The organism is Streptomyces sp. NPDC033270, assembly GCF_055576575.1.
The window spans coordinates 101,737-126,576 of sequence record NZ_JBVIRA010000027.1 but is presented as its reverse complement, the minus strand read 5'-3'; the positions used below and the strand labels follow the sequence as shown (position 1 = coordinate 126,576).

22 protein-coding genes and 1 pseudogene are annotated in these 24,840 nt (G+C 73.3%); 9 read left to right on the top strand and 14 right to left on the bottom strand.

The features are described from left to right. Positions 1-690 (top strand): SulP family inorganic anion transporter (locus ACZ5XZ_RS31310; protein WP_468984101.1); only part of this gene is annotated, 690 nt, incomplete at its 5' end. Between the two features lie 85 nt (positions 691-775). Then, positions 776-2,185, top strand: coding sequence for a M1 family metallopeptidase (locus ACZ5XZ_RS31305; protein ID WP_468984098.1), 1,410 nt, complete (start codon positions 776-778; stop codon positions 2,183-2,185). 134 nt (positions 2,186-2,319) lie between these two features. On the opposite strand, the gene ACZ5XZ_RS31300 is transcribed toward ACZ5XZ_RS31305, so the two are convergent. The 7 genes and pseudogenes from ACZ5XZ_RS31300 to ACZ5XZ_RS31270 form a co-directional block, all read right to left on the bottom strand. Further along, a complete protein-coding gene (locus ACZ5XZ_RS31300; protein ID WP_468984096.1) occupies positions 2,320-2,826 on the bottom strand; it encodes a glycine-rich domain-containing protein in 507 nt (168 codons plus the stop codon). 63 nt (positions 2,827-2,889) lie between these two features. Next, positions 2,890-3,438 (bottom strand): SRPBCC family protein, encoded by a 549-nt coding sequence (locus tag ACZ5XZ_RS31295; protein WP_468984093.1) that lies wholly within the window; start codon positions 3,436-3,438, stop codon positions 2,890-2,892. Between the two features lie 54 nt (positions 3,439-3,492). After that, on the bottom strand, positions 3,493-4,110 hold the full coding sequence (locus ACZ5XZ_RS31290) for a TetR/AcrR family transcriptional regulator (RefSeq protein ID WP_468984090.1): 618 nt from the start codon (positions 4,108-4,110) through the stop codon (positions 3,493-3,495). 91 nt (positions 4,111-4,201) lie between these two features. After that, positions 4,202-5,302, bottom strand: a complete 1,101-nt coding sequence (locus tag ACZ5XZ_RS31285; protein ID WP_468984087.1) for an NAD(P)/FAD-dependent oxidoreductase — start codon at positions 5,300-5,302, stop codon at positions 4,202-4,204. Positions 5,303-5,492: 190 nt separating this feature from the next. Further along, complete coding sequence (gene sigJ / locus ACZ5XZ_RS31280) at positions 5,493-6,470, bottom strand: RNA polymerase sigma factor SigJ (protein WP_468984084.1); 978 nt, start codon at positions 6,468-6,470, stop codon at positions 5,493-5,495. 234 nt (positions 6,471-6,704) lie between these two features. After that, positions 6,705-7,223, bottom strand: a pseudogene (locus tag ACZ5XZ_RS31275) (hypothetical protein); the annotation flags it as partial. Between the two features lie 99 nt (positions 7,224-7,322). Continuing rightward, on the bottom strand, positions 7,323-7,646 hold the full coding sequence (locus ACZ5XZ_RS31270; protein WP_468984081.1) for a peptidase: 324 nt from the start codon (positions 7,644-7,646) through the stop codon (positions 7,323-7,325). 159 nt (positions 7,647-7,805) lie between these two features. Here ACZ5XZ_RS31270 and ACZ5XZ_RS31265 point away from each other — a divergent pair, with 159 nt between their 5' ends. Further along, positions 7,806-10,121: a protein kinase domain-containing protein gene (locus tag ACZ5XZ_RS31265; RefSeq protein ID WP_468984078.1), complete on the top strand. Its 2,316-nt coding sequence runs from the start codon at positions 7,806-7,808 to the stop codon at positions 10,119-10,121. Positions 10,122-10,289: 168 nt separating this feature from the next. Here ACZ5XZ_RS31265 and ACZ5XZ_RS31260 read toward each other — a convergent pair whose 3' ends face one another. Beyond that, complete coding sequence (locus ACZ5XZ_RS31260) at positions 10,290-10,496, bottom strand: hypothetical protein (RefSeq protein ID WP_468984075.1); 207 nt, start codon at positions 10,494-10,496, stop codon at positions 10,290-10,292. Positions 10,497-10,663: 167 nt separating this feature from the next. On the opposite strand from ACZ5XZ_RS31260, the gene ACZ5XZ_RS31255 reads away from it, so the two are divergent. Beyond that, entirely contained in the window at positions 10,664-11,506 is an 843-nt protein-coding gene (locus tag ACZ5XZ_RS31255) for a helix-turn-helix domain-containing protein (protein WP_468984073.1), read from the top strand. Further along, a complete protein-coding gene (locus ACZ5XZ_RS31250; protein WP_468984072.1) occupies positions 11,488-11,700 on the top strand; it encodes a DUF397 domain-containing protein in 213 nt (70 codons plus the stop codon). The genes ACZ5XZ_RS31255 and ACZ5XZ_RS31250 overlap by 19 nt, the downstream gene beginning before the upstream one ends. A 72-nt stretch (positions 11,701-11,772) precedes the next feature. On the opposite strand, the gene ilvD is transcribed toward ACZ5XZ_RS31250, so the two are convergent. The 4 genes from ilvD to ACZ5XZ_RS31230 all read right to left on the bottom strand — a co-directional run bounded on the left by ilvD (position 11,773) and on the right by ACZ5XZ_RS31230 (position 16,455). Further along, on the bottom strand, positions 11,773-13,623 hold the full coding sequence (ilvD, locus tag ACZ5XZ_RS31245) for a dihydroxy-acid dehydratase (RefSeq protein ID WP_468984070.1): 1,851 nt from the start codon (positions 13,621-13,623) through the stop codon (positions 11,773-11,775). A 293-nt stretch (positions 13,624-13,916) separates the two neighbouring features. After that, a complete protein-coding gene (locus ACZ5XZ_RS31240; RefSeq protein ID WP_468984067.1) occupies positions 13,917-14,549 on the bottom strand; it encodes a TetR/AcrR family transcriptional regulator in 633 nt (210 codons plus the stop codon). Further along, positions 14,546-15,370 carry a sugar phosphate isomerase/epimerase family protein gene (locus ACZ5XZ_RS31235; protein ID WP_384428147.1) on the bottom strand — a complete coding sequence of 275 codons (825 nt, stop codon included), beginning with the start codon at positions 15,368-15,370 and terminating at the stop codon, positions 14,546-14,548. The genes ACZ5XZ_RS31240 and ACZ5XZ_RS31235 overlap by 4 nt, the downstream gene beginning before the upstream one ends. Positions 15,371-15,525: 155 nt before the next feature. Then, positions 15,526-16,455: a Ppx/GppA family phosphatase gene (locus ACZ5XZ_RS31230; protein WP_468984065.1), complete on the bottom strand. Its 930-nt coding sequence runs from the start codon at positions 16,453-16,455 to the stop codon at positions 15,526-15,528. 140 nt (positions 16,456-16,595) lie between these two features. Here ACZ5XZ_RS31230 and ACZ5XZ_RS31225 point away from each other — a divergent pair, with 140 nt between their 5' ends. Continuing rightward, the gene (locus ACZ5XZ_RS31225; RefSeq protein WP_468984062.1) at positions 16,596-17,564 is read left to right on the top strand and encodes a DUF3109 family protein; all 969 of its coding nucleotides are present in this window, start codon (positions 16,596-16,598) and stop codon (positions 17,562-17,564) included. 131 nt (positions 17,565-17,695) lie between these two features. On the opposite strand, the gene ACZ5XZ_RS31220 is transcribed toward ACZ5XZ_RS31225, so the two are convergent. Then, positions 17,696-19,522, bottom strand: coding sequence for a BACON domain-containing protein (locus ACZ5XZ_RS31220; RefSeq protein ID WP_468984060.1), 1,827 nt, complete (start codon positions 19,520-19,522; stop codon positions 17,696-17,698). A gap of 263 nt (positions 19,523-19,785) precedes the next feature. Between ACZ5XZ_RS31220 and radA the strand changes: the two genes are divergently transcribed. From radA to ACZ5XZ_RS31205, 3 genes are all read left to right on the top strand, one after another. After that, positions 19,786-21,198, top strand: a complete 1,413-nt coding sequence (gene radA / locus ACZ5XZ_RS31215; protein ID WP_468984057.1) for a DNA repair protein RadA — start codon at positions 19,786-19,788, stop codon at positions 21,196-21,198. A gap of 126 nt (positions 21,199-21,324) precedes the next feature. Further along, the gene (gene disA, locus ACZ5XZ_RS31210) at positions 21,325-22,449 is read left to right on the top strand and encodes a DNA integrity scanning diadenylate cyclase DisA (RefSeq protein ID WP_468984055.1); all 1,125 of its coding nucleotides are present in this window, start codon (positions 21,325-21,327) and stop codon (positions 22,447-22,449) included. Positions 22,450-22,722: 273 nt separating this feature from the next. Beyond that, positions 22,723-23,454 (top strand): DUF4232 domain-containing protein, encoded by a 732-nt coding sequence (locus ACZ5XZ_RS31205; protein ID WP_468984052.1) that lies wholly within the window; start codon positions 22,723-22,725, stop codon positions 23,452-23,454. A gap of 308 nt (positions 23,455-23,762) precedes the next feature. On the opposite strand, the gene ACZ5XZ_RS31200 is transcribed toward ACZ5XZ_RS31205, so the two are convergent. Next, positions 23,763-24,746 (bottom strand): NAD-dependent epimerase/dehydratase family protein, encoded by a 984-nt coding sequence (locus ACZ5XZ_RS31200; protein ID WP_468984050.1) that lies wholly within the window; start codon positions 24,744-24,746, stop codon positions 23,763-23,765. Positions 24,747-24,840 lie beyond the last annotated feature (94 nt).

Genomic DNA, 24,840 nt, shown 5'->3' with positions numbered 1-24,840 from the left:
ACCGACTACGACAAGGAGCTGATGGCACAGGGCGCCGGCAACACGGTCTGCGGGCTGCTCGGCGCGCTGCCGATGACCGCGGTGATCGTCCGCAGCTCCGCGAACGTGCGGGCCGGGGCGCGGACGAAGGCGTCCCGGGTGCTGCACGGGGTGTGGCTGCTGGTCTTCGCGGCGGCGTTCCCGGCGGCGCTGGGCTCGGTGCCGATCGCGGCGCTGGCCGGTGTGCTGGTGCACGCCGGCTGGAAGCTGCTCCCGGTCAAGGAGTGGCGCCCGCTGTGGCGGGAGCACCGGGGTGAGGCCGTGGTGCTGGCCGCCACCGCGGTGGCGATCGTGGCCACCAACATGTTCGAGGGGGTGCTGCTGGGGCTGCTGATGGCGATCGCCAAGTCGGCGTGGGCGACCTCGCATGTGCACCTGGAGATCGTGGGGCTGGAGGAGCCCGAGGGGACGTCCGCAACGGGCCCTCGACGCCCCGTCCGCGTACGGGCCGTCGGCAACGCCACCTTCCTGCGGCTGCCCAGGTTGCTCGACCAGTTGGAGGCGCTGCCCCGGGACCGGGAGATCGAGCTGGACCTGTCCGGGCTGCGCCACCTCGACCACGCGTGTGCGGCCGCGCTCGGCAACTGGGAGGAGCAGCGCCGCGGCCCGGACGGCACCGCGCAGCACACCGCGCCGTCCGTCGCCCCGTAATGCGCCCCAAGCGGTAGCGGAGGGGCGTAGCGGCGGAAATGACCGTAGGGTCGGGGAACTTGTGATCACCGACCCTAGGAGCGCTGTGAACCGTCGGCCCCTTCGCTGCTGCGGTGCGACCGCGGCCCTGCCCGTCGCCCTGCTGCTGTCCTCGTGCACGAGCGCGGCCGTCAGCGCCCAGGGGACGGCGGGCAGCGGCGGGGTGGGCGACCCGCTCTTCCCGGCGCTGGGCAACGGCGGCTACCGGGTCAGCCATTACGGGCTCGCTCTCGACTACGACGTCAAGCACCGGCATCTGGACGCCACCACCGAGATCACCGCCCGGGCCACGCAGGATCTGCGCTCGTTCAAACTGGATCTGCAGGGGCTGCGGGTGTCCGCCGTCCGGGTCGACGGCGAGGACGCCGCGTTCTCCCGCAAGGGGCACAAGCTGACGGTGACTCCGCAGGACGGGATCGCCAAGGGCGCGCAGTTCCGTGCGACCGTCGACTACGGCGGGACCCCGCAGGAGATGGAGGATCCGGACGGGTCGACGGAGGGCTGGGTCAAGACCGCCGACGGCGCGTTCGTCTCGGGGCAGCCCGCGGGGGCCATGACGTGGTTCCCCGGGAACAACCACCCCGGCGACAAGGCCGCCTACGACTTCAAGATCACCGTGCCGCGGCAGTACACCGCCGTCGCCAACGGGGAGCTGCGGTCGGAGAAGGTCTCCAAGGGCAAGGCCACGTTCGAGTGGCACAACCCGCAGCCGATGGCCACCTACCTGGCCACCGCCACCATCGGGAAGTTCGACGTCCGCACGTCCCGCACACCGGACGGGCTGCCGCTGTACGTCGCGGTGGACCCGGCGGAGGCCAAGGCGAGCAAGGAGCCGCTGGAGCGGCTGCCGGAGATCATCAAGTGGGAGAGCGGACTGTTCGGGAAGTACCCCTTCTCCTCGGCGGGCGCGATCGTCGACCACACCCCGGAGCGGATCGACTGGTACGCCCTGGAGTCCCAGACCAAGCCGGTCTACGCCGGGGCGCCGGACACCGTGACCGTGGTGCACGAGATGGCCCACCAGTGGTTCGGCGACTCGGTGACGCCGAAGACCTGGCGGGACACCTGGCTCAACGAGGGCTTCGCGACCTACGCCGAGTGGCTGTGGGAGGAGCACGAGGGCGGCCGGACGCCGCAGGAGCAGTTCGACGCGCTCTACGCGGACGACGAGGACAACGAGCGCTGGGACTTCCCCGCGGGCAAGCCGGCCGGGGCGAAGGACGTGACCGGGACGCCCGTCTACGAGCGCGGCGCGATGGTGCTCCAGCAGCTGCGCAAGGCCGTCGGCGACAAGACCTTCTTCAAGATCCTCAAGGAGTGGCCCGCCGAGCACCGCTACGGCAACGCCGACTCCAAGGACTTCATCGCCTTCTGCCAGGCGCGCACGGACGTGGATCTGAAGGATCTGTTCGACGACTGGCTCTACGGCAAGGGGAAGCCGGACTGGGAGTACTGAGCGACCGGGAGCACCGAGCGACTCGGAGTACCGAGCGGCCGCCCGCCTGCGCACGCACACCGCGGACGGACGACCCCCGGCTCCAACAGGGCGGGTACTGCCCGGGCCCTAGGGCCTGACCCATCGGACAGGCCCTAGTCGCCCCCTCCCCCGCCGCAGCCCGAGCCGCACGACGACCCGCACGACGACCCGCAGGACGAGGTGCCGCAGCCGCCGCCCGGGTGGGGCTTGCGCCGGCACTTCGCCCCCGCCGGGGTGAGCGGGCTCGTCGAGGTGGGCCACAGCTCCTTGTCCACGCTGAACCCCGCCTCCTCGATCAGGGCCACGGTCGGCAGATGCCCGTCCGCGCTCTGCTCGGACACTCCAGGCTCGTCGGGGTAGTGGTGCACGAAGCGTCCGAGCCGGGCACACAGCTCGGCGTACAGCGCCGTGTGCAGGATGAGTGCGTGCCATCCCTCGTCGACCAGGCGCGAGGGCCGGAGGGCTGCCGCCGGGAACTTCGCGGCGGCCACGACGAACTTGAGGGCTTCGGTCACCACCCGACCGGCCGTCGGTTCGTCCATGCCGGGGTTGTTGTCCATGACCGTGGCGACGACACCTCTGAACGCGTCAGGAGCGAGTAAGCCGCGTACCTCGTGCATGTGCGTGCCTTCCTTCCTGGTGTGGTTCCACTGGGCCCGCGCACCGCTTCGCACCGCGCCGCTTCACCCCACGCGGCGCTCGCCGTGCTCCGGGCTGTCGGCGGCGCCGGGCGGGGGTGACTCCAGATGGCGCTTGAGGCGCTGCAGTGTGCTGCCGATGTGGGTGTGGTTGGCGCCGGCGCGGTCGGAGACGCCGGTGACGAGGACGGCGACGGGGATGAACCACAGCGGCACCCGGAGCCAGTTGGTCTCGGTGACGGTGCAGCCCCGCGCCGCGGGCGCGATGTCGTACTGCCAGCGCGAGATGGGGATGCCGGGCGGTGCCGCCACCTCGTAGGCGAAGCGCCGGCCCGGATCGGCGTCCGTGATCCGGCAGTCGGTGTACCAGCGGCGCAGGCCGTTGCGGTTGTGGCCGCGGAAGCGGGCGCCCACCGCGGGGGCCGTGGCGCCGCCCAGCCAGCGGGCGCGGTGCGCCTCCTCGCCGAGGCGGATCATCACGAGCGGGTCGCTGACAACGCGGTACGCCTCGGCCGGGGACACCTCGATCGTCACCGTGCCGGATGCCGCGGGGTCGGGAAATCTCGGGATACGCGACGGGCGCGGTAGGGGCATCTCACCCTCCTCGACTGATGTAATCAGCGATTACATCAGCGGGCGGAGCGGGGGTCAAGGCCCTGTGGAGTCAGGGGAGTTGGCGATGCCCGCGCCGAAGGTGTCCAGGACCTGCTCGGCCAGCTGCTCCGCCCGGTCCGGTGGCAGATATCCGTCGACGATCATCTGCGACAGGCCGTAGACGAGGGCCTGACCCGCCAGGCCCACCGTCGCGGGATCGCCCGGGCGCAGCACTCCGGCCTTCTGGTCGGCGACGATGATGTCGGTGAAGGCCCGTTCGATGTCGGTCAGGCGCTGGTGCAGTTCGGCCGGCCGGCTGTCGCCGAACACCCTGGTCCTGATCAGCTCGAAGCGGCGCGGGTGGCGGATCGCGAAGCGGACGAAGCCCAGGCCGAAGGCGCGCATCACAGAGCCCTCGGCGCCGTCGACCATGCCGACCTGCCACTGCGCGAAGTCGGCCAGGATCCGGTCGGCGACCGCCGTCAGCAGCGCCTGCCGGTCGGCGAAGTGTCGGAACGGCGCACCCGGCGACACCCCCGCCCGGCGTGCGACCTCACGTACGGTCACCTGGTCCATCCCGCGCTCGTCCAGGAGCTCGATCGCCGCCGAGGTGAGCGCGGCGGGGAGGTCGCCGTGGTGGTAACCAGCGCGTTCCGTGGTCTTGCCCGTCATGCACGCAGTGCTACCACACGCCCCCGCGTGGCGGCCCGGCCCGCCGGAGATCGGGAAGACACCCCCTTGGGGGGTGTCCGCGAAGTCCCGCCTAGCCCATGCCGGGGAACCACCGCGCGGCGCCCGGGTGGCGGGCCGTCAGCTTCAGGAGGCGGAGGGTGGAGCGGACCACCTGCTCCTTGACGCGGGCGGCCGGGCGTCCCGTCAGCACCCGTTCGCGCGGGGTGTCGTCGGACCGTACGGACTGGACCAGGCCGTCGCGCCGGCCCAGGCTCACGCACTGGATGACGTAGGCGAACGACAGCGGCGCGGGTGCGGCGCCGCGGGACTCGGCGAGGATCGCGGCGGCCGCGTGCGCGCCCGTGGGCAGGGCGGTGGCGCAGGCCATCCGCAGGGCGCCGGCGCGGGGCGCCCGGGCCGCGGCCGCGTCGCCCGCCGCGTAGACGTCGGGGTGGCTGACCGAGCGCAGCGCCGCATCGACCCGGATCCGGCCGGTGACCGGATCGGTCTCCAGCCCGGCGTCGTGGGCGAGCCCGCCGGCGGCCCGCATGGCGGCCGTCCACAGCACGGCGTCGACGTCGACGTCGTGCGCGCCGGCGACGTGGCGGCCCTCCTCGACGTGGATGCCCAGCCGGCCCAGGACGGTACGGACATGGGCCCGGCCGCGGGCCGACAGTCCGCCGCCGATCTGTCCGCCGGTCAGCAGGCGGACCTCCCACCGCGGGTGGGCCTCGGCGATCTCGGCGGCCATCTCGATGCCGGTCAGGCCGCCGCCGACCACGGCCAGCCGGCCCGGCCCGTCCAGCAGCCGCTTGTGCAGGGCCTCGGAGCTCTCGGCGGTGAAGGCGCCTCGACCGGCCCCGCGCGGGTCGGTGTGGCTGCCGAGGGCGTAGACCAGCCGGTCGTAGCCGAGGGTGCGGCCGCTGTCGGTATGGACGGCGCGGGCGTCCGCGTCGAGGGCGGTGGCCCGGGCGGCGAGGTGCTCGACGCCGGTGCCGTGCAGCAACCGCGCCCGGGAGTGGACCACTTCGGGGCGGCCGGCGGCCAGCTCGTGCTGCCGTACCCTCTCTGTGAACCGGTCGTCGGGGTCGACCAGGGTGACCCGGGCGTACGGGGCGAGCCGCAGTGCGGCCATCATGCCCGCGTAGCCGCCGCCGAGGACCACGACCCGCTGCCTGACCATGCTCTTCATGCCGTCCTCCTGGGGTAGGGGCGCCGCGCCCGGACGGCCGGCGCCGCAAGGAGGACGACGCGGCGGGCCGGAGTGTGACAGCGGCCGACGCCCCGGAGGGAACGGCCGCCCGCCCCGTTACGGCAACCCGCCGCCGTACGGCCGCCCCGCCCGCCCCGTTACGGTCACCCGCCGCCGTACGGCCGACCGGTCACAGCAGGTCGAGGAGGTCGAGGTGACCGAGCTTGTCGGGGTTGATCACGGCGTCCACCTCGATGATCCGCCCGTCGTGCACGGTGAAGGCGAACACCCCGGCCTGCCGGCCCGCCGCGTCGGCGAAGACCAGGCCCGTGGCACCGTTGACGTCCACCAACTCGGCCCGGACAGGCCCGAGTTCGCTGCCCCGCGTCACCAGGCCCCGCGCGTAGCGGGCGACCTTCTCGCGGCCCAGCACCGGCCGGCGGGCGGCGCTGACCTTGCCGCCGCCGTCCGAACGCCAGACGACCTCGGGGTCCAGCACGGCCAGCAGGGCGTCGAGGTCGCCGCCCACGACGGCGGCGAGGAACGCCTCGACGGTGCGGCGGTGCTCCGCGCGGTCCACGGTGCGGCGCGGCGCCTCGGCCCGTACCCGCTTGCGGGCGCGGGAGGCCAGCTGCCGTACGGAGTCCGGGGTGCGGCCGACCGCCTCGGCGATCTCGGGGAAGGGCACCGCGAAGACGTCGTGGAGGATGAAGGAGGTGCGCTCGGCCGGGGTGAGCCGCTCCAGGACGGTCAGCAGGGCCATCCCCACGGATTCGTCGAGCGTGACCCGGTCCTCGGGGCCGGGGCCGCCGGCGTCCTGCGGGCCCGGTAGCCGCGCTCCGCCGGCGCCCGCCCCGGCGAGCAGCGGCTCGGGCAGCCAGGGGCCGACATAGGTCTCGCGGCGGGCTCGGGCCGAGCCCAGCAGGTCGTAGCAGATGCGGCTGACGACGGTGGTGAGGAAGCCGCGCGGGCTGGCCACCGGCGGCTCGTCGGGCAGCGCCTGCCAGCGCAGCCAGGTCTCCTGCACGGCGTCGTCGGCGTCGGTGACGGTGCCCATGATCCGGTAGGCGATGGCCCACAGCCGCCCGCGCTGCTCCTCGAACTGCGTCAGCCGGTCGCCGACCGGCGTGTCCTGGTGGTCGTCCGCGCTCGTCCGCGGCTGTGCCATGGTCCGCTCCTCGGGTGTCGTACGCGATCGCCCGCCGTCGTGCGCGACCGCTGCTCGCCGTGCTCCTGCCCTCAAGGACGAGGCGGGCGGGCACACTGTGACACCCGGCGGGGCGGCCCGGCCCCCGCCTCAGCGGCGCCTGCCGGACTTCTTCTTCGCGGCCGGGGTGCTCTTGGCGGAGGGGTTGCTCTTGGCGGAGGGGTTGCTCTTGGCTGCCGGGTTGCTCTTGGCTGCCGGGTTGCTCTTGGCGGCCGGGTTGCCGGTGCGGGCGCCGCGGCGGCGCGCGTGGCGCTCGCGGGCGGCCGTGTACTCGGCGCGGTGCAGCTTCTCGCCGGGGGCCTCCAGGAGGCTGCGGCAGAAGTACGCGAGCAGCGAGCCGATGAAGCCGATCAGCATCAGGCTCTGCCCGGACGAGGCGGCGGCGCTGCGGGCGGCCGGGTCGGGGCGGCGCACGAAGCCGTCCCAGGTGCGGCGGAAGGCCAGTGCGCTGCAGATGGCGAAGCCGGCGACGACGAGGATGCCGACGAACGGGCCGACGGCGGCGATCTCCAGGCCCTGGAAGGCGAACCGCAGCACGACCGCACCGGCCGCGGCGAGCGCGAGCGAGCCCGCCGCGACGCCGGCCCGGCGCAGGGCGTAGCCACCGTCGTGGTGGACCCAGGTGGTGCCGAAGAACCGGATCTCCTCCGGCTCGGGGCCGCCGTCGGGGCCGCCGCGCTCCGGGCTCCCGGCGGGGGTCTGCGCATCGCTCATGGCTCGATTATCCCCGCCGGGCCGTACGGCCCCAGGCGTGCCCCGCCTGCGCCGAGGGCGCCCGCCCGCCTCAGCCGCCCATGCAGCGCGGCGCGACCATCACCCCATGCAGCGCGGCGCGACCATCACATCGCTGCCGGTGTGGACGTAGGTGTCGGAGACGTACTGGCCGGAGCCGATGTTGTCCCAGATGTCCGAGGTGCCGTACGGGCCGCTGACCCGCTGGCCGTGCCGCTGGCAGCGGATCTCGATCCGCGCGCCCTCCGGCAGCAGGCGGACGACCGGGTAGTCCGTGCCGGGGCCCTTGCGGACCTTGACGCGGTAGCCGGGCGCGATCGGATAGACCAAGCCACCACCGGCCGCGGCGGCGAGCGCCTGGCCGTCGACCTGCTCGGGATTGCCCTGGATGTCCTGAGTTGTCATTTCTCGTTCCCCCGTTGTTGGTGCCCGTTTGATCATGTTCGTTTCAATTCCGCAACGCGCACGCTAGCAAGCTTCGTTCATCTCGTACGCACCATCGACTAGGCTCCGCGCGTCGCACCTGCGACCGAATGGCACGGGGAATGACACGGGGGTGGAACCATGCCGTCGCTGCGCGATTCCGGGGTCGGCCCGGAAGCGGAGCGTCCGGAATACGCCGGGCAGTACCGCTTGGAGGCGCGGCTCGGCGCCGGCGGTATGGGCGTGGTCCACCTGGCCCGCTCGTCCTCCGGACTGCTGCTCGCGGTCAAGGTCATCCATGCCGAGTTCGCCCAGGACCCGGAGTTCCGCGGGCGGTTCCGGCAGGAGGTGGCGGCCGCGCGGCGGGTCAGCGGGGCCTTCACCGCGCCCGTCGTGGACGCCGACCCGGATGCCGAACGCCCCTGGATGGCGACCCTCCACATCCCCGGCCCGACGCTTTCGGACCATGTGAAGCGGAGCGGCCCGCTGGCGCCCTGCGAGGTCCGGCAGCTGGCCGCGGGACTCGCCGAGGCGCTGCGCGACATCCATCGCGCCGGGGTGGTGCACCGCGACCTCAAGCCGGGAAACGTGCTGCTGGCCGCCGACGGCCCGAAGGTCATCGACTTCGGTATCTCGCGCCCCGCCGACAGTGAAATGCGCACCGAGACCGGCAAGTTGATCGGCACGCCGCCGTTCATGGCGCCCGAGCAGTTCCAGCGGCCGCGCGAGGTGGGGCCCGCGGCGGATGTCTTCGCGCTGGGTTCGGTGCTGGTGCACGCCGCCACCGGCAGCGGGCCGTTCGACTCCGAGAGCCCGTACCTCGTCGCGTATCAGGTGGTGCACGACGAGGCCGATCTGGCGGGCGTGCCGCAGGAGTTGGCCCCGCTGATCGAGAGCTGCCTGGCGAAGGATCCGGCGGACCGCCCGACGCCGGACGCGCTGATGGAGATGCTGCGGACCGACGATCCGGTGGGCCTGGCCGTGGACGGTGGGGTGCGGGGCGCGTGGGACGGCGCGGTGCCGGACGTACGGATCCCGGAGCAGCGGCAGCCCGTACGGGCCGAGCCCGCCCCGCCGCGGGCCGAGACGACGCATGTGCGGTCGCCCGCCCCCCTCGTCGAGCCGGCTCCGGCCGCCGAGCCGGCACCCGGCGCCGACCCGGCCCCTCCCGACACCCCGGCCCCCCTCGACGCCCCGGCCGCACCCGCTTCCGGTCCGCGCCGCGGCGCCCGCTCCCGGAGCCGCCGCTGGCCCCTGTGGGCGGCCCTCGCCCTGGTGGTCACCGGAGCCGGGGCGTTCGCCGGGGTCCGGGCGCTCTCCCCCTCGGGCCCCGGTCAGGACCCGGCGCTGCAGACCCACCCCTCACGCCCCGGCGAGGGCTTCCGCCCCTGGCACACCACGCTCGTCCAGCGGCCCAAGGGGCACGACGCCGAACTGCCCTTCTGCACCAGCGGGTCCGGCGCCGTCTTCTGCGGCCAGTCCGGTGTGCTGGCCGCCCGGCTCGACCCGGACACCGGCCGCGTGGCGTGGCGGCGCACGGAGGACTCCCCCGGCAAGCACGCCGCCTCACCGGCCGCGCCGGTGCTCTCCGGCGGGCTGCTGTACGTCTTCTCCGCCGACGCCACCCGGCTGCTGGCGCTCGATCCGTCGCCCGGCGGCAAGGGCGCCGTCCGCTGGAGCAGGGACATCACCGGATACGAGGGCGGGGCCGCGGTCATCGGCGACCGGGTCCTGCTGGCGGCCGGCGACGGCACGGTCACCGCACTGGACAGCGCCACCCACCGCGAACGGTGGCACCGGCGCTACGCCGGCCATCAGCTCCCGCTGTTCGCCGGACTCGGGGGCCCGCACACCGCCTACGCCGCCGAACCCACCCCCGACGGCACGGCCTCGCAGGTCACCGCCATCGACGTGGCCGACGGCCGGGTCCGCTGGTCGCGCCGGCTGCCGGGGGTGCTCACGCCGGCCGGGACCGGCCCGTCCGGGGCGCTCTACCTCACCGCCACCGACCCCAAGCTCTCCTACCGCACCACCGCCGTCGTCCGCTACGACCCGGCGACCGGGCACACCCGCCGCCTGCCGCTGACCGCACCCCTGGACGGTGTGGCCGCCGTGGTGCACGACGAGACGGTGTACCTGCTGGCCGAGGGCGGTGCGCTGCAGGCCGTCGGGGCCCGTAAGTGGGACACCGAGACCTCGGTCAGCCGGGGGTCGGCGCCCGTGGTGAGCGGCAACCGGCTGTTCTTCACCGCCGCGGACGGCCGACTGCTGGCGATGGACGCCCGCTCGGGCGCGCTGATCGGCCAGACCCCGCCCCGGCTGACGGCCGCCCGGCACAACGGGTTCGTGGAGTCGCTGCCCGCGCCGCGGGTGGACGGCGCACGGGGCTCGGTCTACGCCGCGGCGCCGGACGGCACGGTGTTCGGCGCCGCGACGAAGGACCCGGCGGGCTGGTGAAGCTCCTGCGCCGTCGGCTGCTGGTGACAGCGGCAGGCGCAGACCTCATGCCGCACACCGGGCACCAGGGCAGCCCCGGGACCCTCCACCCCCTTGTCGCAAGCCGCGTGAGTGCCGATATGACACGACGGTGAGATGTACGAGACGTAGGCGCGACCCGTCACGCCGTCACCGCTCGGCCTTCGCCAGCACCCGGATCAACCGGCGCGCCGTCTCCAGATTGCAGCGCCCCAACTCGACCAGAGGATAGGGGTGTTCACGGGCGTACGACACCGGGTCGACACCCAGCGACGGCAGCACGACGCCGGCCCGCCGCAGCAACGCGGCCAGCTCCCCGCACACCGCCTCCGCCTCGTCCATCCGACCTGTGGCCATGACTCCGCTCCTGTCCGCCGTTTTTCCCTGTGGGGCCGACCGGTCGCGACTACGGTGAGTGGCCCGGTCATTACGAGGATGGACGGGGAGCGGGCGCGAGGCCGCATTTTGCGGGCCGTAGTGCACGCCCTGGGCCGTTAGTTCCACATCTTCCACGGAGGGGCGCCATGCCGCCGAGGACAGCCATCACCGGACGAAGCCAGGAGCCGCGTCGGCGGTTCGCGGAAGAGCTGCGATTACTGCGCACGAAGCGAGGAGAAAGCCTGCGGCAGCTCGGGAAGGCGCTGGGCTGGGACCCGTCCCTGTTCGGGAAGATGGAGAGCGGGCAGACGATCGGCAGTCCGGAGGTCGCCGAAGCGCTTGACCAGCACTACGGGACACCCGGACTGCTGCTGGCGCTGTGGGAGTTGGCGGCTGCGGATCCCACGCAGTTCAAGGAGCGGTACCGCCGCTACATGTTTCTTGAGTCCGAAGCGGTGAGCCTCTGGCACTACGGAGTCAGCACCATCCATGGGCTTCTCCAGACAGAGGGCTACGCACGGGCTCTGCTCACGGCAGGCGGAATCAGCGGTGACGAACTGACGCGGCAGGTAGACGCACGCATAGGGCGCCGCGAGGTGCTGCACGCAGACAATGCGCCGCAGTTCCGCACCATCCTGTCCGAGGCTGTGCTGCGCACACCACTGGCTGATGTCACCGAGTGGCAGCGGCAGCTTGAGCACCTCATGACTATGGGCGAGCGCCCCAACGTCACCGTCCAGGTCGTGCGATATGACGCCGGGATCCATGCGCTGTCGAACACCGACACCATGTGCCTACGCCTCCCCGGGGGCCGCACCGTGGCCTGGGTGGAGACCGGGTACTCGGGCGAACTCGTCCAGGAATCGACTTCAGTTGAGCGTCTGCAACACGCGTACGATGCGGTGCGCGACCTGGCCTTGAGCCCGGCCGACTCGCGCAAGTTCATCATGCAGACGTTGGAGGAAGTGCCGTGCGATCCATCGACCTGAGCACCGTCACCTGGCGCAAGTCCAGCTACAGCAACCAAGACGGCGGCGCGTGCATCGAGGTCGCCGACGGCCTCCCTGCCCTCGTCCCCGTCCGCGACAGCAAGGACCCGGACGGCCCGGCCCTCGTCTTCGAGGCGGCCTCCTGGGCGTCTTTCGTCGCCTCCGTGAAGGGCGGGTCGCTGTCCGGCGCCTGACGCCCCCGTACGCACGACGTACAAGGAGCCCCTCACGGTCCGTGAGGGGCTCCTTGTATGTCAACGGTGTGCTCAGCCCAGCTTGTTCACGTCCCGCACCGCGCCCTTGTCCGCGCTGGTGGCCATCGCCGCGTAGGCCCGCAGCGCCGCCGACACCTTGCGCTCGCGCTGCTTGGGCGCGTACACGCCGCCCAGGGCCTCCCGGCGGGCGGCCAGCGTCGCGTCGTCCACGAGGAGGTCGATGGTCCGGCCCGGGATGTCGATGCGGATGCGGTCGCCGTCCTCGACGAGGGCGATGGTGCCGCCGGAGGCCGCCTCGGGGGAGGCGTGGCCGATGGACAGGCCGGACGTGCCGCCGGAGAAACGGCCGTCGGTGACCAGCGCGCAGGCCTTGCCCAGGCCGCGGCCCTTGAGGAACGACGTGGGGTAGAGCATCTCCTGCATGCCGGGGCCGCCCTTGGGGCCCTCGTAGCGGATGACGACGACGTCGCCCTCCTTGACCTGCTTGGTGAGGATCTTGTCGACGGCCTCTTCCTGCGACTCGCAGACCACGGCCGGGCCCTCGAAGGTCCAGATGGACTCGTCGACGCCGGCGGTCTTCACCACGCAGCCGTCCTCGGCGATGTTGCCCTTGAGGACGGCCAGTCCGCCGTCCTTGGAGTAGGCGTGTTCGACGGAGCGGATGCAGCCGCCCTCGGCGTCGGTGTCCAGGGTCTCCCAGCGCTCGGACTGGGAGAAGGCGGTCGCCGAGCGCTTGCAGCCGGGGGCGGCGTGCCACAGCTCGACGGCTTCGGCGGAGGGGGAACCGCCGCGCACGTCCCAGGTCTTGAGGTGTTCGGCGAGGGTCGCGGAGTGGACGGAGTGCACGTCCTCGTTGAGCAGTCCGCCGCGGTAGAGCTCCCCGAGGATCGCGGGGATGCCGCCGGCGCGGTGCACGTCCTCCATGTAGTACGTGCCGCCGGGCGCCACGTTGGGGGCGACCTTGGCCAGGCAGGGGACGCGCCGCGAGACCTCGTTGATGTCCTTGAGGTCGTAGTCCAGCTCGGCCTCCTGGGCGGCGGCGAGCAGATGCAGGATCGTGTTCGTGGAGCCGCCCATGGCGATGTCGAGCGCCATGGCGTTCTCGAAGGCGGCGCGGGTGGCGATGTTGCGCGGCAGGACGGACTCGTCGCCGTCCTCGTAGTAGCGCTTGGTGATCTCCACGACCGTGCGGCCGGCGTTCTCGTAGAGCGCCTTGCGGGCGGTGTGGGTGGCCAGGACCGAGCCGTTGCCGGGCAGCGACAGGCCGATGGCCTCGGTCAGGCAGTTCATCGAGTTGGCGGTGAACATGCCGGAACACGAACCGCAGGTCGGGCAGGCGTTCTCCTCGATGCGCAGCACGTCCTCGTCCGAGACGCTGTCGTTGACCGAGTCGACGATGGCGTTGATCAGGTCGAGCTTGCGGACCGTGCCGTCCACGAGGGTGGCCTGGCCGGCCTCCATCGGGCCTCCGGAGACGAAGACCACCGGGATGTTCAGCCGCATCGCGGCCATCAGCATGCCCGGGGTGATCTTGTCGCAGTTGGAGATGCAGATCAGCGCGTCGGCGCAGTGCGCCTCGACCATGTACTCGACGGAGTCCGCGATCAGGTCGCGGGAGGGCAGCGAGTAGAGCATGCCGCCGTGGCCCATGGCGATGCCGTCGTCGACGGCGATGGTGTTGAACTCGCGGGGGACGGCGCCGGCGGCCCGGATGGCGTCGGAGACGATCCGGCCGACCGGGGCGAGGTGGGTGTGGCCGGGCACGAACTCGGTGAAGGAGTTGGCCACGGCGACGATCGGCTTGCCGATGTCCTCGCTCGCTACACCCGAGGCCCGCATAAGGGCGCGGGCGCCCGCCATGTTGCGGCCATGGGTAACGGTGCGGGACCTCAGCTCAGGCACGATGGTCACTCCCTCGGAAATCATGTAGCAGCTGAGTCCGAGGTTACGCTCTTGATCCAAGATCTGGACGCCGACTCCGGCATGTGAGACGACCGCCCAGAGTGCGGACGGGGTCGGCCCTCCTCCTCGACCACAGATGAACACTTCCCACACTTCCCGGGGGCCGCGCGGAATGCCTTCCGGTGGCCGTGCGGAATACCTCCCGGTGGCCGTGCGTTGTGGCCCCGCAGGGGGCCCTCGCGTCCCCTACGGGATCCGTTCGCCCCTCCCCTACGGGCCAGGGCGGGCATCCCCTACGGCTGGGTCAGGTACCGCTGGAGCGTCGGCGCGACCATCGCGATGATCTCCTCCGTGTCCGCGGAGGCGACCGGGTCCATCTTGATCACATAGCGCAGCAGCGCGATGCCGATGAGGTGGCTCGCGGCCAGCTGCACCCGGAACTCGGGGTCGGGGACGCGCAGTTCGCCCGCCAGCCGCTGCAGCATCCGGCGCTCGATCAGCCCGCGCAGCACCGCCGCCGCGGTGTCGTTCGTCAGCGCCGAACGCATGATCGCCAGCAGCGGCGGCCGGCTGACCGGGTTCTCCCAGACACCGAACATGAAGCGGGCCATCCGCTCGCCCACCTCGGCGCCGCCGCCCACGAGGGCGTCGGGCATGGTCAGCGCGGGCGCGAAGGACAGCTCGATGGCCGCCGCGAAGACCTGCTCCTTGGTGCCGAAGTAGTGGTGCACCAGCGCCGCGTCCACCCCGGCCGCCTTGGCGATACCGCGCACCGAGGTCTTGTCGTAGCCGCGCTCGGCGAACTCGGTACGGGCCGCGGCCAGGATCCGGTCCCGGGCGCCGGGCCCGGCCTCGGCGGCGGCACGTGCCGGGCGTCCCCGGCGGCGGGCGGGCCGCTCGGGCGACTCGTCCGCGGGCTCGCTCACGAACCCGGGACCCGGCTCGGCGAGGCCAGATGCAGCCGGGTGAAGGCCAGCGCCTCGGCCAGGTCGGCCTCGCGTTCGGCGGCGGACATCGCCCGGCGGGTGTTGACCTCGACGACCACATGCCCGTCGAAGCCGGTGGCGGCCAGCCGCTCCAGCACCTCCGCGCAGGGCTGGCTGCCGCGCCCCGGCACCAGGTGCTCGTCCTTGGCGGAGCCGTTGCCGTCGGCGAGGTGGACGTGCGCCAGCCGGTCGCCCATCCGCTCCACCATCGCCAGCGCGTCGTTGCGGGCGGTGGCGGTGTGCGACAGGTCGACGGTGAAGTGCCGGTAGTCGTCGTTGGTGGGGTCCCAGTCCGGGGCGTACGCCAGCATCTCGCGGTCCCGGTAGCGCCACGGGTACATGTTCTCGACGGCGAACCGCACGTCCGTCTCGCCCGCCATCCGCCACACCCCGCGGACGAACTCCCGGGCGTAGCTGCGCTGCCAGCGGAACGGCGGGTGGACGACGACGGTGGAGGCGCCGAGCTTCTCGGCAGCGTTGCGGGCGCGCTGCAGCTTGACCCACGGGTCGGTCGACCAGACCCGCTGGGTGATCAGCAGACAGGGCGCGTGCACGGCCAGGACCGGTACGCCGTGGTAATCGGAGAGCCTGCGCAGCGCCTCGACGTCCTGGCTGACCGGGTCGGTCCACACCATGACCTCGACGCCGTCGTAGCCCAGGCGCGCGGCGATCTCGAAGGCCGTCGCCGTCGACTCCGGATACACCGAGGCCGTGGACAGCGCGACCTTCGCATCCGGGATGCGCACCACTGGCTCTGTCACGAGGGACAGCGTACGGGCCGCACCTGTACCGGGGGCAGGAGATCCGGACGGCCACGGCCCCTGTCGGCGCAGGTCTCCCCGCCCCGTGAGAGCACCGTGGCCGGTGGGGCTGGGGCGATGCGCGTGGCACCCCTCCCGTGCGGGCGTGACGAGTCTCACGCGGGCAGATGGTCCAGCCGCCGCAGGATGACGCCCTCCCGCAGCGCCCACGGGCAGATCTCCAGCGTCTCCACCCCGAACAGGTCCATCGCGGCCTCGGCGACCAGCGCCCCGGCCAGCAGCTGCCGCGCCCGGCCGTCGGACACCCCGGGCAGCGCGGCGCGCTCCTTGACGGTCATCGTGGCCAGCCGCGGCACCCACTCCTCCAGATTCCTGCGGGTCAGCTCGCGCTGGACGTACAGGCCCTCGGCCGAGCGCGCGGCGCCCGCGATCCGGGCCAGCTGCTTGAAGGTCTTGGACGTGCCGACGACCTGGTCGGGGGTCCCGTACCGGGTGAACTCGCTCACCACCTTGGCGATCTCGGCCCGTACCCGGCGGCGCAGCGCTCGCACGTCGTCCGGGTCGGGCGGGTCGCCCGGCAGGTAGCTCGCCGTGAGCCGGCCGGCGCCCTGCGGCAGCGACACCGCCACGTCCGGCTCCTCGTCGAGGCCGAAGGCGATCTCCAGCGAGCCGCCGCCGATGTCCAGCACCAGCAGCCGGCCGGCGGACCAGCCCAGCCAGCGGCGGGCCGCGAGGAAGGTGAGCCGCGCCTCGTCCTCACCGGAGAGCACCTGCAGCTCGACGCCGGTCTCCAGGGCGACCCGGCGCAGCACCTCCTCGCCGTTGGACGCCTCGCGCACCGCGGACGTGGCGAACGGCAGCACACTCTCGACGCCCTTGTCCTCGGCCACCTGCAGCGCCTCCAGGACGGTCGCCACCAGGCGCTCCACCCCGGCTTCGCTTATGGCACCGGCCTCGTCGAGGAGTTCGGCAAGGCGCAGCTCCGCCTTGTGCGAATAGGCGGGCAGCGGGCGCGCGCCCGGGTGCGCGTCCACCACCAGGAGATGGACCGTATTCGAACCCACATCGAGGACACCGAGTCTCATACGGGGAAACCTACTGCGCCGGTGGCCCGCTCCTCACGGCGCGGTGGTTCCCGGCCCGCGGCCCGCTGCGCGCCAGGACTCGCGCCGGGGCCGGATTCGGCAATTCCTCAAGGCCGTACCGACCCCCGTACGCTGGTCCTGTGGCAAAGACGAAAAAGGCGAAGCACGAAAAAGCGCTGAAGAAGGACGAAAAGCGGCGCGCCCGGGCGGCTGCTGGGGCGCAGCCCCCGGCCGACGAGGTCGGCCTCGACTTCGCCCGCGCGTGGGTCACCTTCCCCGACCCGGCCGACGACGAGCAGCTCTTCCGCTGCGACCTGACCTGGCTGACCTCCCGCTGGACCTGCATCTTCGGCAGCGGCTGCCAGGGCATCCAGGCCGGCCGGGCCGACGACGGCTGCTGCACGCTCGGCGCGCACTTCTCGGACGACGACGACGAGAAGCGGGTGGCCCGGCACGTGGCGCGGCTCACGCCCGACCTGTGGCAGTTCCACGACGTCGGCACGCAGAGCGGCTGGGTCGAGGAGGACGACGACGGCGAGCGGCAGACCCGCCGCTGGCAGGGCTCGTGCATCTTCCAGAACCGCCCCGGCTTCCCGGCCGGCGCGGGCTGCTCGCTGCACATCCTCGCGCTGCGCGAGGGCCGCGAACCGCTGGAGACCAAGCCGGACGTCTGCTGGCAGCTGCCGATCCGGCGCACCTACGACTGGATCGACCGGCCGGACGACACCCAGGTGCTGCAGGTGACCATCGGCGAGTACGACCGGCGCGGCTGGGGCCCCGGCGGCCACGACCTGCACTGGTGGTGCACGTCCGCGACGTCGGCGCACGGTGCCGGTGAGCCGGTGTACGTCTCGTACAAGCCGGAGCTGACCGAGCTGATGGGCAAGAAGGGCTACGCCAAGCTCGCCGAGCTGTGCGAGGAGCGGCTGGCGGCGACGCTGCCGATGGCGCCGCATCCGGCGGATCCGAGGCCGGCGAAGCCGGGGAAGCCGGGGAAGCCAGCGAAGCCGGAGAAGTCCGCGGAGTCCGCGCAGCCTGCGGCGTCCGCGAAGGAGAAGGGTTCCGCGGCGGAGAAGGGTTCCGCGGCGGAGAAGGGTTCCGCGCAGTAGACGAGGCCCGCGCGGCCCTGGGGCGGGACGGCGGCGTCGCTTGCCACCGTGGCGTCGCCTTCCCCGGCGGGCCGTGAGGCCTTCCCGGCGGGCCGTGGCGCATTCGCTGCCCGGCCCGCCGTCGTGCTGTCTCAGCCTGCGGGGTGCGTGGTGTTCGACGGCCTCGAGGTCGGTTCCGGGGTGGTCGGGGATGGCGTCGGCGTGGAAGCCGTGGGAGTGGGCGTGGGGGACGGGTCCGCCGGGGTCGGCGTGGGCGTGGACGCCGGGCCCGAGGGGGTCGGCGCCGGTTTGGTGGGCGTCGGGTCCTGCGGGCCGGGGCCCGGCTCCGGGGCGCCGAAGCCCTCCATCGTCACGGCGGTCCTGCCCGGTCCGATGGCGATCCTGGCCCGCCACCGGCCCGCGGGCTCCCGGTCGTGGTCGACATAGACCGTGATCGTCGTGGACTGCCCCGGCCGCAGCGAGCCCGCCGTATGGCTCATCAGCAGCCACGGCGCACCCGACGAGGCCGTCCAGCGCACCGGCGCACCCCCCGAGGCGCTGAGCGTGATGACCGTCGTCCCGCCGCTCGGCTGCGCGGCCACCGTCAGCCGGCCCGGGCCCCGGGCCGCCCGGCCGGCCCGCTCGCCCGACCGCGGCGCACCGCCGTCCCCGTCGACCACCTCGACGGACACGTCCGACAGTCCCGCGCCGGCGCGGGAGCCGGGCTCGGGCGTCGTCCGGGCGTTGCCGGCGTTCTCGTACGGGCGGCCGCCCAGCTGCGCGCCGCTGTCCGTGTCGCTGGCCGTCACCGCCGGTGATTCGTTCGCGGCCTCCCCGGTGGCGGGCGCGCCGCGGTAGGCCGCCCACAGGGCCAGCACCGGCGCCGCCACCACCGTGGCGACGACGGTGGTGGTCAGCGCCCGGGCCCGCAGCCTGCGGCGCCGGGCGGCCCGGTCCGTGGGGGCGCCCACGGGGAAGCCGTCGCGGTCGTAGCGAGGAGAACCGTTTGCCCCGCGTGCCCGGCCACCGCGGCCGACGCCGGGCACGCCCTCCGCGCGCCCCGACCGGGAGCGCCGGGCCGCCGCCAGCGCGGCCAGCACGGCCTGTCCGGGAGCGCCGACCAGCGGCAGCGTGCCCCGGGCCACCGGCTCGGTGCCCGGCCACGACCCCGGCACGGTTGCCCGTTCGGCGGTCCGCCGGCACTCGGCGCAGTCGTCGACATGGCGCACCAGCTCCCGGCTCAGCGCCGCGCCCAGCAGCATCTGGCTGTCGCCCGCCAGCCGCGCGACCTCCCGACATCGCCCCGACTCGACGACGGCCAGCGCCGCCCGGGTCCGTTCGACCTCGCAGGACGCGGTGGCCAGCAGCGCGCGGGTGGCGATCGGGTCGGCGCCGAGCACCGCGGCGACCTCGTCGGCGGAGAGGTGATGGCGCACCGAGAGCTCCAGCGCCTCGCGCTGCTCGGGGGTGGTGCCCGCGGCCTCCGGCCAGGCCAGCGCGGCCAGTTCCCGCTGCCGCCGCTCGGCGTCGCGGACGGCCGCGGGACCCGCGGAGCCGGCCGGTGCGCCGTCCGAAGCGCCGCCTGGTGTGGCGCCCGGCTTGCCGGCCGCGGTGCCGCCCGGCCTTCTGGCGGACCCGGTCCGCTCGGCGAGCCGGCGCAGGCAGGCCCATCGGGCCAGCGCGTAGAGCCAGGAGCGGTGCAGTGCGGGGTCGCCTGGGCGCCGGCCGCGGCGTTGCTCCGCGAGCGCGAGCATCTCGCCGAGCACCGCCGCCGCCGCGTCGTGGTCGCACAGGACGGACAGGCAGTACGTGAACAGCCCGTCCAGATACGGCTCGTAGCCGTCGTCGCGTTCGCCCGGGCCGAGCGGCTCGGGCCGCTCGGGCCGCTCGGCGGGCTGCGGCCGGCTCCGGCGCCGGCCGTCGCCGCGCGACCGGTGTGCGCCGGTGGAGTGCGTGGGGTGCTCGGGCCTGCTGCTCATCACCCCGGCGACGGTAGGGGGATGATGAAGCCAGGCCTGCTCGCCCGGCACACTTTTAACCCTTACGGGTGACCTTCTCCCTCAAAAGGGGACATGAATCGGCCATTCGGGCAAGGACGCGCTCGGCGTGCGCCACCCGCTCGGCGCAACCGGACGGCGACAGAGACCGCGACAGAGACAGGGACGGGGCGGAGCCCACCGGTGTCCCGCTCCGCGAGGACTCGGCGGAGGGCGTTGTCAGACCCCGCCGCTACGGTGACCCCATGGCAACGCGTAAAACGTCGGGCAAGGAGCGTCCCTCCTACCGCTGCACCGAATGCGGCTGGACCACCGCGAAGTGGCTCGGCCGCTGCCCCGAGTGCCAGGCGTGGGGCACCGTCGAGGAGTTCGGCGGCACCCCCGCGGTGCGCACCACCGCGCCCGGCCGTGTCACGACGGCCGCACTGCCCATCGGCCAGGTCGACGGCAAGCAGGCCGCCGCCCGCTCCACCGGCGTGGACGAGCTGGACCGGGTGCTGGGCGGCGGCCTGGTCCCCGGCGCCGTCGTGCTGCTGGCCGGCGAACCGGGCGTCGGCAAGTCCACCCTCCTCCTGGACGCCGCCGCCAAGGCCGCCTCCGACGCCCACCGCACGCTCTACGTGACCGGCGAGGAGTCCGCGAGCCAGGTACGGCTGCGCGCCGACCGCATCGGCGCCATCAACGACCACCTCTACCTGGCCGCCGAGACCGACCTCTCCGCCGTCCTCGGCCACCTCGACACCGTCAAGCCCTCCCTCCTCGTCCTCGACTCCGTCCAGACCGTCGCCTCCCCGGAGATCGACGGCGCGCCCGGCGGTATGGCCCAGGTCCGCGAGGTCGCCGGCGCCCTGATCCGCGCCTCCAAGGAACGCGGCATGTCCACGCTCCTGGTGGGCCACGTCACCAAGGACGGCGCCATCGCCGGCCCCCGCCTCCTGGAACACCTCGTCGACGTCGTCCTGCACTTCGAAGGCGACCGGCACGCCCGCCTCCGCCTCGTGCGCGGCGTCAAGAACCGCTACGGCACCACCGACGAAGTCGGCTGCTTCGAGCTGCACGACGAAGGGATCACCGGCCTCACCGACCCCTCGGGCCTGTTCCTGACCCGCCGCGCCGAGCCGGTGCCCGGCACCTGCCTGACGGTCACGCTGGAGGGCCGCCGCCCGCTGGTCGCCGAGGTCCAGGCGCTGACCGTCGACTCCCAGATCCCCTCGCCCCGGCGCACCACCTCCGGCCTGGAGACCTCCCGGGTCTCGATGATGCTGGCCGTCCTGGAGCAGCGCGGCCGGATCAGCGCCCTGGGCAAACGCGACATCTACAGCGCGACGGTCGGCGGCGTGAAGCTCACCGAGCCCGCCGCCGACCTCGCCGTCGCCCTGGCACTCGCCAGCGCCGCCAGCGACACCCCCCTGCCCAAGAACCTGGTCGCCATCGGCGAGGTGGGCCTCGCCGGCGAGGTCAGACGCGTCACCGGCGTCCAGCGCCGGCTCTCCGAGGCGGCCCGGCTCGGCTTCACCCACGCCCTGGTCCCCGCCGACCCCGGCAAGATCCCCGACGGGATGCGGGTCCTGGAGGTCGCCGACGTCGGACAGGCCCTGAGCGTCCTGCCCAAGCGGGTACGCCGGGAGGCCCCACAGGACGAGGGCGCACGCCGGTAGACTTTGCCCTGGTCTCGCCCGTCACCGCAGAATTGCCTGCCGGCCACGTACGCTCCGCTGGTACGCCAACCGCAGCAATGGGGCGAGCGGCCTGCGGACCGACAGACCGTGTGACGGAGGAGTGCAGTGGCAGCCAACGACCGGGCATCGACTCCCGGCAGGTCCGGTGGGAACCCCGGCACCGAGAGCCTGATGCGCGCCTCGCTGAGCGCCGTCGCGCCCGGTACCGCACTGCGCGACGGCCTGGAGCGCATCCTGCGCGGCAATACCGGCGGGCTGATCGTCCTCGGCTTCGACAAGACCGTCGAGACCATGTGCACCGGCGGCTTCGTCCTCGACGTCGAGTTCACCGCCACCCGCCTGCGCGAGCTGTGCAAGCTCGACGGCGCCCTGGTCCTCGACAAGGACATCACCAAGATCCTGCGCGCAGGCGTCCAGCTGGTCCCCGACGCCTCCATCCCCACCGAGGAGACCGGCACCCGCCACCGCACGGCCCAGCGCGTCTCCATCCAGGCCGGCTTCCCCGTCGTCTCGGTCAGCCAGTCCATGCGCCTGATCGCCCTGTACGTGGACGGCGAGCGCCGCGTCCTGGAGGAGTCCGCCGCGATCCTCTCCCGCGCCAACCAGGCCCTGGCCACCCTGGAGCGCTACAAGCTCCGTCTGGACGAGGTCGCCGGCACGCTCTCCGCACTCGAAATCGAGGACCTGGTCACGGTCCGCGACGTCACCGCGGTCGCCCAGCGCCTGGAGATGGTCCGCCGGATCGCCACCGAGATCGCCGAGTACGTCGTCGAGCTCGGCACGGACGGCCGGCTCCTCACCCTCCAGCTCGAAGAGCTGATCGCCGGCGTGGAGCCCGAGCGCGAGCTGGTCGTCCGCGACTACGTCCCCGAACCCACCGCCAAGCGCTCCCGCACGGTCGCCGAAGCGCTCTCCGAGCTCGACGCCCTGACCCACACCGAGCTGCTCGAACTCCCCATCGTGGCCCGCGCGCTGGGCTACAGCGGCGCCCCCGAGACCCTGGACTCCGCCGTCTCCCCGCGCGGCTTCCGCCTGCTGGCGAAGGTCCCCCGCCTCCCCGGCACGGTCATCGACCGCCTCGTCGACCACTTCGGCGGCCTGCAGAAGCTGCTCGCGGCCAGCGTCGACGACCTCCAGACCGTCGACGGCGTGGGCGAGGCCCGCGCCCGCTCGGTACGCGAGGGCCTGTCCCGCCTGGCGGAGTCGTCGATCTTGGAGCGGTACGTCTAGCGGTATGTCTGGCGGGACGTCTAGCGGGACGTCTAGCGGGCCACTGAAGGTACGTCCGGGGGCACCAGGACTTGGCTTTCCGACCCTGACCCACCGGACAGTCCCTAGGTAGCGCGGCCTGGTTCTTCGGGTCCTCCTTGGCTGGCGTCCTTCCCCAGCTCACACCCGTGTTAGCCGGACGTTAGCGGCGCGGCATCCCTGCGATAGCGGCCCCGAGCAGAGTGGGTGACGTACCGAGGAAACAACGACACCGACCGCCCCGGGGGACCTGAAATGAGCTCCAGCACCACTGTCCGCTCCGCTCGTCGCCGCACCCTTCGCATCGCCGTCGCGGCCCTGACCGCAGCCGCCGGCCTTACGCTGACCGCCTGCTCCGGCTCGGACGCCACCGGCACGAAGCCCACGGCGCACACGGAAACGGGCACGGCCGGCGCCGAGTCCAGCGGCGCGGGCTCCTCCGCCGGAGCGCAGGACTCCGGCGCCCAGGCGAGCCCCGGCACCAAGGCCGACACCAAGACGGGCGCCACGGGCAAGCAGTCGGGCGGCGCGCACGGCGCCGGCGGTGGCAAGGCGGGCTCGGGCGTCGAGCGGTGCCACACCTCCGGCCTGAAGGCGACGTTCGCCACGGGCGGCGATGCGATCCCGGACCCGGACGCGGCCGGGGCGACCACCGCCAGCGTCGTGCTGACCAACAAGGGCAGCCGCAGCTGCACGATCGGCGGCTTCGCGGGCGTGGACCTCAAATCCGAGAACGGCGGCCAGCGCTGGTCGCTGGCCCGCTCGTCGGCCAAGCACGGCTCGATCACCCTGGGGCCCGGGGACAGCACCGACTTCACGATCAACGTCGCCATGACCAAGGAAGACAAGGGCTTCTACCAGCCCGCCTACGCGGACATCACCCCGCCCAACGAGACCAAGTCGATCACCATCAAGTGGCCCTGGGGCACCCTCGTCGACCAGCGCGGCGCCACCCACCCGGCCACCTTCGTCAACCCCATCGGCTGACCACCCCGCCCCCGCCCCGGACATGAGCCCGGGACATCTCTGAGCGGGACCAGCTCAGAGCGTGCAGCTCCAGCTCTCCACCCGGCGAGGACTCGTCCCGCCGACGCCGCGCCAAGAAAGTCCGCTGCCCCCGTGTGTCATACCGGGCCGCGCCAAGAAAGTCCGCTGCCCGGTATGACACACCGGGCAGCGGACTTTCCGCTTCACGGGTCCACGCTCAGGCGCCGGCCCCCATTGACATTGACGCCCGCACGCCGCGACGAACAGGCCGTGCAGCCGCCCCCCCCATGAGCCACCACCGCCTGCGCCTACCGCAGGGCCGCCGCCTCCTTCTCCTCCGTCAGCCCCACCGACGGCCGGTCCGGACGCTGCGGCGCCGTCCCGCCGATGGACCGCAGCCAGGACCAGGTGTCCGCCACCGTCTCGCCGACGGGGCGGCAACGCAGCCCCGTCGCCAGCGCCTTGGAGACATCCGCGCCGTACATCGTGTCGTGCATCTCGCCCGGAGGCAGCCAGACCGGCAGCTCGGTCCACGGCTCGATGCCGGCGGCGAGCACGTCCTCGGGGGCGGTCCAGCGCAGCTCCGCGTCCGAGCCGGTGACCTTCACACAGCTCTCCAGCAGCTCACCCATGGTGGCGTGGCCGGTCCCGCTCACCAGGTTGTACGCCCCGCCGAGACCGGACCGCACGGCGTCGAGGGTCCACTCGGCGAGATCGCGGACGTCCACATACTGAAGGGCCGTCTCCCGCGGACCGGGCGCCAGCACCGCGCCACCGCGGGCGATCCGGCCCAGCCACCACGGCAGCCGCCCGATGTTCTCGTACGGCCCGAGGATCAGGCCCGCGCGGACCAGCAGCGCCCGGTCCCCGAAGGCGTCGAGCGCGGCCAGTTCGGCGCCCCGCTTGGCCGCCGCGTAGTCGCCGGAGTCCGTCGCGTCGGCGGACCCGGCCACCACCGGGCCGTCCTCGCCGAGGCCGTACGCCGCCGGGTACGCGTACACGGACCGGCTGGAGACGTAGACGTAGCTCCGGGCCCGGCCGGCCAGCAGACGCGCCGCATCCCGTACGGCCACGGGCGCACCGCTCCACGTATCGACGACGGCGTCCCATGCGCCGTCCTCCAGCGTCGCGAGCCCCGCGGCGTCCGTCCGGTCGCCGTGCAGCGCGGTCACGCCCTCCGGCGGCGCGTGGGTCCCGCGATGGAAGACCGTCACCTGCCAACCCCGCGCCAGCGCCGCCTCGGTGACCGCTCGGCCCACGAACTCCGTTCCGCCCAGCATCAGTAGTCTCATGACGGCGACTGTGCCGGAGGCCCGCGGGCGAGACCAGCACCACACGCTCTCAGCGGAATCGCCCAGAGCGATCAGCCTCCGCGCGGCGGACGGC